General features: G+C 76.6%; 2 protein-coding genes. Both read right to left on the bottom strand.

Going from position 1 to position 6,943, the window contains the following annotated elements:
* A partial coding sequence (locus I5Q34_RS23575) for a type I polyketide synthase (protein WP_374193052.1) occupies positions 1-1,489 on the bottom strand: 1,489 nt, incomplete at its 3' end.
* Positions 1,443-6,943 (bottom strand): SDR family NAD(P)-dependent oxidoreductase (locus tag I5Q34_RS23570; RefSeq protein WP_199894390.1); only part of this gene is annotated, 5,501 nt, incomplete at its 5' end. The genes I5Q34_RS23570 and I5Q34_RS23575, both read right to left, overlap by 47 nt.

Genomic DNA, 6,943 nt, shown 5'->3' with positions numbered 1-6,943 from the left:
CCGCCTGCGCCCGCAACGCGTCCTCGCTCCGCGCCGACAGCACCCACGGCACCACCCCGCCGGCCACCGGACGGTCGTCCTCCGCCTCGGGGGCCGATTCGAGGATCACGTGCGCGTTGGTCCCGCTGTAGCCGAACGAGGACACGCCGGCCCGGCGCGGACGGTCCGCCTCGGGCCACGGCGCGTTCTCCGTGAGCAGCCGGACCTGACCCGCACTCCAGTCCACGTGCTCCGACGGCTCGTCGACGTGCAGCGTGCGCGGCATGACGCCGTGGCGCATCGCCTGCACCATCTTGATGATGCCCGCGACACCGGCGGCGGCCTGGGTGTGGCCGATGTTCGACTTCACCGAACCCAGCCACAACGGCCGCTCCGCGGACCGCTCCTGGCCATAAGTGGCGAGAAGCGCCTGCGCCTCGATCGGATCGCCCAGCGTCGTCCCCGTACCATGCCCCTCGACGACGTCGACGTCGGCGACGCCCAGCCGGGCGCTCGCCAGCGCGTCGCGGATCACCCGCTGCTGCGCGGGGCCGTTGGGCGCGGTCTGCCCGTTGGAGGCGCCGTCCTGGTTGACGGCCGAGCCGCGCACGACCGCCAGGATCCGGTGGCCGTTGCGCCGGGCGTCGGAGAGGCGCTCCAGGACGAGCATCCCGACGCCCTCGCCCCAGCCCGTGCCGTCCGCCGCCGTGGCGTAGGACTTGCAGCGGCCGTCCGCGGCGAGGCCGCGCTGCCGGGAGAACTCGACGAAGACGCCCGGCGTCGCGAGCACCGTCACGCCGCCGACCAGGGCCAGGGTGCACTCCCCGGACCGCAGGGACGACGCCGCGAGGTGCACGGCCACCAGGGACGACGAGCACGCCGTGTCCACCGTGACGGACGGGCCCTGGAGCCCCAGGGTGTAGGAGACGCGGCCGGACACGAGGCTGCCGACGCTGCCTCCGCCGGGGTCGTAGTCGTGGTGGAACGAACCGGCGAAGACGCCGGTGCGGGTGCCCTTGAGGGACTGCGGGTTGATCCCCGCGTGCTCCAGGGCCTCCCAGGACGCCTCCAGCATCAGCCGCTGCTGGGGATCCATCCCCGGCGCCTCGCGCGGGGCGATGCCGAAGAACGCCGGGTCGAAGTCCGCGGCGTCGCGCAGGAATCCGCCGGAGCGGGTGTAGGTGCGGCCCGGGTTGCCGGGCTCCGGGTCGTACAGCGCCTCGACGTCCCAGCCCCGGTCGGACGGGAAGTCGCCGATGGCGTCCTCGCCCTTGACCACCATGTCCCACAGGTGGTCCGGCGAGGAGACGTCACCGGGCAGCCGGCAGCTCATGCCGACGATCGCGACGGGCTCGTCGCGCTCGCCCTCGACCGTCCGCAGGCGGCCGCGCGTGACGTGCAGTTCCTCGGAAACGGCCTTGAGATACTTCAGCAGCTCGTCTTCGGTGGGCATGGACTCCCTCTCAACTCGGGTCGGTGGGCGACGAGTCGCCGTCGATGGAGATGCCAAGGCTGTTGGTGACGAAGTCGAGGACTTCCGACGCGGTGGCGGCTTCGAGGCCGGCGGCCCCGGTCTCCGGTGCGGATGCGCCGGGCGTTGCCGGCTCCGCCAGTCCGCGCAGGGTTTCCGCGAGTTCGGCGCGCTGCGCGCCGGTGAGCTCCAGGGCGGCCAGGCTGTTGCCGAGCCTGCCGAGGTCGGCCAGCAGCTGTTCGTAGGCCGGCTGCCCGGGGCCCGTCGGTGCGGCGGGGGCCGCGGGGACGAGCCGGTCGAGCAGGTGGTCGGCCAGGGCGCGGGGGCTCGGGTGGTCGAACACCGCGGTGGCGGTGAGCTTCAGGCCGGTGCGGCCGCCCAGCCGGTTGCGGAGTTCGACCGCGGTCAGCGAGTCGAAGCCCAGGTCGCGGAAGGCCTCGTCGGGGGAGACGGCGCGTGCGTCGTCGTGCCCGAGGACGAGGGCGACGTCCGTGCGGATCAGGTCGAGCAGGACCTCGCGCCGCCGCTCGGCGGGCAGGGCGCCCAACCGGCTCTCCAGGGACCGCTCGGGCGCGGCCCCGGCGGCCGCCGCGGTCCGCCGGTCCGGGCGGGGTGCCAGGTCCCGCAGGAGCACCGGCGCGGTGTCCGCGCGGAGCGCGGCGGGGTCGACGCGCACCGGGACGACGAGCGGCACCGGGCCGGCGAGCGCCCGGTCGAAGGCCGCCAGGCCCTCTTCGGTGGAGGTGGGCAGGAGCCCCAGGCGGGCGATGCGGTTCCGGTCGGCGGCGCCGAGGCCGGCCGTCATCGCGCTGCTCTCCGTCCACATGCCCCAGGCGACCGAGACCGCCGGGAGCCCGGCCGCGTGCCGCCGGGCGGCGAAGGCGTCCAGGAAGGCGTTGGCGGCCGCGTAGTTGGCCTGGCCCGCCGAGCCCAGGACGCCGGCGGCCGAGGAGAAGACCACGAAGGCCGCCAGGTCGGCGTCGGCGGTCAGCTCGTGCAGGTTCAGCACCGCGTCGGCCTTGGGCCGCAGTACGGCGTCGAGCCGCTGCGGGGTCAGCGCGTCGAGGACGCCGTCGTCGAGGACACCGGCGGTGTGCACCACGGCGGTCGGCGGGTGCCCGTCCGGGATGCGGGCCAGGGCGCGGGCGAGCTGGTCGCGGTCGGCCACGTCGCAGGCGACGGAGTCCACCCGGACGCCGTCCTCCGACAGGCCGGCCGGTGCCCCGGCGCCGCTGCGGCTCAGCAGGAGCAGGTGGCGGACGCCGTGGGCGGAGACGAGCCGCCGCAGGACGAGTTGGCCGAGGGTGCCGCTCGCGCCCGTGACGATCACGGTGCCGTCCGGGTCGAGCGGCCGCGGGATCGTGAACACCGTGCCGTCGGCCGGGGGCAGGGCCCGGGCCGCCGTCCGCGCGTCGAGGGCGCGGACCGGCAGGGGGCGTACCGCGCCCCGGCCGAGCAGGTCCACGAGACCGGCGGGCATCGCGTCGGCGGCGACGGCCGGACCGTACGTCCGGCAGTCGGCCGACGCCGGGCGCTTGGCCCCGAGCGGGGTCACGAACCGGCCGCCGTCGGCGAGCAGTCCGGCGGCGTCGGCGCCGCCGCCGGACGGGGCCAGGACGACGTCCAGCCCGGCCGGGACCTGCTCCGTCGGCGCGCCCGGCCCGGCCAGGTGCGCGTCGTCCAGGCCCGCGCCCCGCAGGGCGTCCCACGCGGCGCGGGGTGCGGCGGCGAACACCTCCGCGCCCAGGTGGCGGGCGATCCGCACCGCCGCACCGCCGGTGCGGCTCGCGGCGTCCAGGACCAACACGCGTTCCCCGGCCCGCAGTCCGGCCACATCCACCAGGGCGTGCCAGGCGGTGCCGAACGCCCCGGGCGCGGCCGCGGCCTCGCCGAAGGTCCAGCCGCGTGGCACGCGGACGACGGACCGGTGGTCGGTCACCGCCGCGCTGCCGAGGGCGTCCCCGTGCGGGAACACGCCCAGGACGCGGTCGCCCACGGCCGCCCCGGTGACCGCCGTGCCGATCGCGGCCACGACACCGGCTCCCTCGGTCTCCGTACCGGCGGCCCGCATCGACACCCGGATCTCCTCGGGCCGCAGCGGCCGTCCGGCGGTCGGGTCGGCGACGAGGACGGCGTCGCCTCCGTCATTCGACTCCCGTCGCCACGCGGACGATTCGGGCAGCGCCAGGACGTCCGGCCCGGAGCGGGTGAGCCGGGGGACGAGCACCTGCCCGGCGCGGACGGCGGTCTGCGGCTCGCCGGAGGCGACGGCCGCGGCGAGGGCCTCGGGCGACCGTTCGTCCACGTCGACGAGCAGCAGCCGGTCGGGGTGCTCGGCCTGGGCCGAGCGCAGCAGGCCCCACACCGCGGCGGTGACCGGGTCGGGATGCTCCACCAGCGTGCCCCGGGTGACCACGGCGAGCCGGGTCGCGGCGTTCGCCGGGTCGGCCAGGAACCGCTGGACGAGGGCGAGTACGCCGGCCAGGCGCGCGCGGACGTCGCCGCCGGGCTCGACGTGGGCGACGGTCGCCTCGGGGGGCGTGCCGTCCCCCGGCTCCGCCGTCAGGGCCTGCCAGCGCAGGTGGAGGCCCGCGTCCCGCGGAGGCGTCGCCGTGGCGGACAGCGGCCGCAGCGCCAGCGCGTCCACGGTGACGACCGGCCGGCCGGCGGCGTCCACGGCCGACAGGGACACGGCTCCGTCGCCCGCGGCGGTCAGCCGCACCCGGACCGCCGTGGCCCGGGACGCCTCCAGCGTCACGCCCGACCAGGAGAAGGGCAGCAGGGGCCGCGTCCCGTCGGTGCCGACGGCGGACGGCACGCCGAGCGTGATGGCGTGCAGGGCCGCGTCGAGCAGCGCCGGGTGGATGCCGAACGCGCCCGGTTCGGCGGGCAGTTCGGCCTCGGCGAACAACTCGTCCGCCGTGCGCCAGGCGGCGCGCAGCCCCCGGAACGCCGGCCCGTAGCCGTAGCCGCGGGCGGCCAGCTCCTCGTAGAGGCCGTCCACCGGCACCGGTTCGGCCCCGGCCGGCGGCCACGTCCACGTACCGGCCGGCTGCGGGGCCGAGGCGGCCAGCAGACCCGTCGCGTGCCGCACGGGCGGCTCGCCGCCGGCCGGGGTGGCCGAGGAGTGGACGGCGAGGGAACGGCGGCCCGCCTCGTCCGGCGCGCCGACGACGACCTGGAGGTACACCGTGCCGTCGGCCGACAGGGCCAGCGGGGCCTCCAGCGTCAGCTCCTCGACGAGCGGGCAGCCGACGGCGTCGCCGGCGTGCAGCGCCAGGTCGAGGAAGGCGGTGCCGGGGAGCAGCACCGTGCCGTTCACCGCGTGGTCGGCGAGCCAGGGGTGCGAGCCGGGCAGGACGCGGCCGGTGAGCACCGCGCCCCCGTCGGGGAGGAACACGGCCGCGCCCAGCAGCGGATGGTGGGTGGCGCTCAGGCCGGCGGCCCGGACTCCGGCCGGGAAACCGGACGCGTCCTGCCAGTACCGTCGGCCCGCGAACCGATAGCCCGGCAGCTCGACGAGCCGCCCCCCGGGCAGCAGCCGCTCCCACGCCGTGGCCGTACCCGCCACGAAGGGCAGGGCGAGCGCCCGCGCTACGGCCTGCGCCTCGGGCCGGCCCGGCTTCAGGAGCGCGGTGGCGACGAAGTCGGCGCCTTCGGCGGCATCGGCATCTTCGGCATCGAGGGTCGCGTGCACCATCGGGGTCGCGACGGCGTCGGGGCCGACCTCCAGGTAGGTGGTGACGCCCTGCCCGGCCAGGGAACGCACGCCGTCGGCGAAGCGCACGGCACGGCGGACGTGCTCGACCCAGTACCGCGGGGTGCAGAACACCTCGGGGTCGGCGGGGCCGCCGGTGACGTTCGACACCACGGGGATCCGCGGCGGCCGGAACGTCAGACCGGCCAGCACCTCCTCGAACTTGTCGAGCATCGGCTCCATGTGGTGCGAGTGGAAGGCGTGCGACACCGGCAGCCGGTGCGTGCGGTGCCCGGCGGCCCGGAAGTGGCCGGCGGCGGCGAGCACGGCCGCCTCGTCGCCGGAAAGGACGACGGCCTGCGGGCCGTTGACGGCGGCGATGCCGACCGCGTCCGCCGACGACTCCCGGTCGATGAACGCCAGGGCCTCCCGCTCGTCCACGGCGACCGCGACCATCGCGCCGTCCGCGGGCAGGGCCTGCATCAGGCGGCCGCGCGCCGCGACGAGCGCGCAGGCGTCGGACAGCGTGAGCACGTCCGCCGCGTACGCCGCGGTGATCTCGCCGAGGGAGTGGCCCATGACGTGGCCGGGGGTCACCCCCCACTGCCGCAGCAGCTCCAGGAGCGCGACCTCCAGGGCGAACAGGCCGGTCTGGGTGTACATGCTCTGGTTCAGCAAAGGTGCGAGCGGCGAGTCGGCGGAGGCGAACACCACGTCGCGCAGGGGGTGTTCGGCATGGCCTTCGAGGTGGGCGTCGACGGCGGCGCACACGGCGTCGAACGCCTCGGCGAAGACCGGGTACGCCTCGTACAGCTCCCGGCCCATCCCGGGGCGCTGCGCCCCCTGGCCGGAGAAGACCAGCGCCAGGCCGCCCGCGTCGGCATCGCGGACCGCTCCGGTCACGACGGCCGGGGCCTCCTCGCCGCGGGCCAGGGCCGCCAGCCCGCGGGTCAGTTCGTCGCGGTCGGCGCCGAGGACCACGGCCCGGTGCTCCAGGAGCGCGCGGCCGGTGGCCAGGGTGAACCCGACGTCCCGGGGGTCGGGTCCGGGCTCGTCGGTGACTCCGGGTTCGCCGGTGACGGGCTCGTCGGTGACGCGGGCGAGCAGCCGGGTGGCCTGCCGCCGCAGACCGGCCGGGGACTTGGCCGAGAGCACCCAGGGGATCACCGGGGCGTGTTCGCGCTCGACCGCGGGCCCGTCGGGCGCCGCCTCGAGGATCACATGGGCGTTGGTCCCGCTGATGCCGAAGGACGAGACCGCGGAGCGGCGCGGGCGGCCCGGCTCGGGCCAGTCGCGCTGCGCCGTCAGGAGGCCGACCGCGCCGGACTCCCAGTCCACGTGGTGCGAGGGGGTGGACGCGTGCAGGGTGCGCGGCATGACGCCGTGGCGCATCGCCTGCACCATCTTGATGATGCCCGCGACGCCGGCGGCGGCCTGGGTGTGGCCGATGTTCGACTTGAGCGAGCCGATCCACAACGGGTGGCCGGCGGACCGGTCCTGGCCGTAGGTGGCGAGGAGGGCCTGGGCCTCGATGGGGTCGCCCAGGGAGGTGCCGGTGCCGTGCGCCTCGACGACGTCGACGTCGGCGGCGCCCAGCCGGGCGTTGGCCAGGGCGTCGCGGATGACCCGTTGCTGGGATGGTCCGTTGGGGGCGGTCAGACCGTTGCTGCCACCGTCCTGGTTGACGGCCGAGCCGCGTACGACCGCGAGGACCTGGTGGCCGTTGCGCCGCGCGTCGGAGAGACGCTCGACCACCAACAGGCCCACACCCTCCGACCAACCCGCACCGTCGGCAT

Origin of the sequence: Streptomyces sp. AV19 (assembly GCF_015999245.1) — a bacterium.
Classification (GTDB): Bacteria; Actinomycetota; Actinomycetes; order Streptomycetales; family Streptomycetaceae; genus Streptomyces.
The sequence above is the reverse complement of the archived record's forward strand: the minus strand, read 5'-3'. Positions and strand labels throughout refer to the sequence as shown.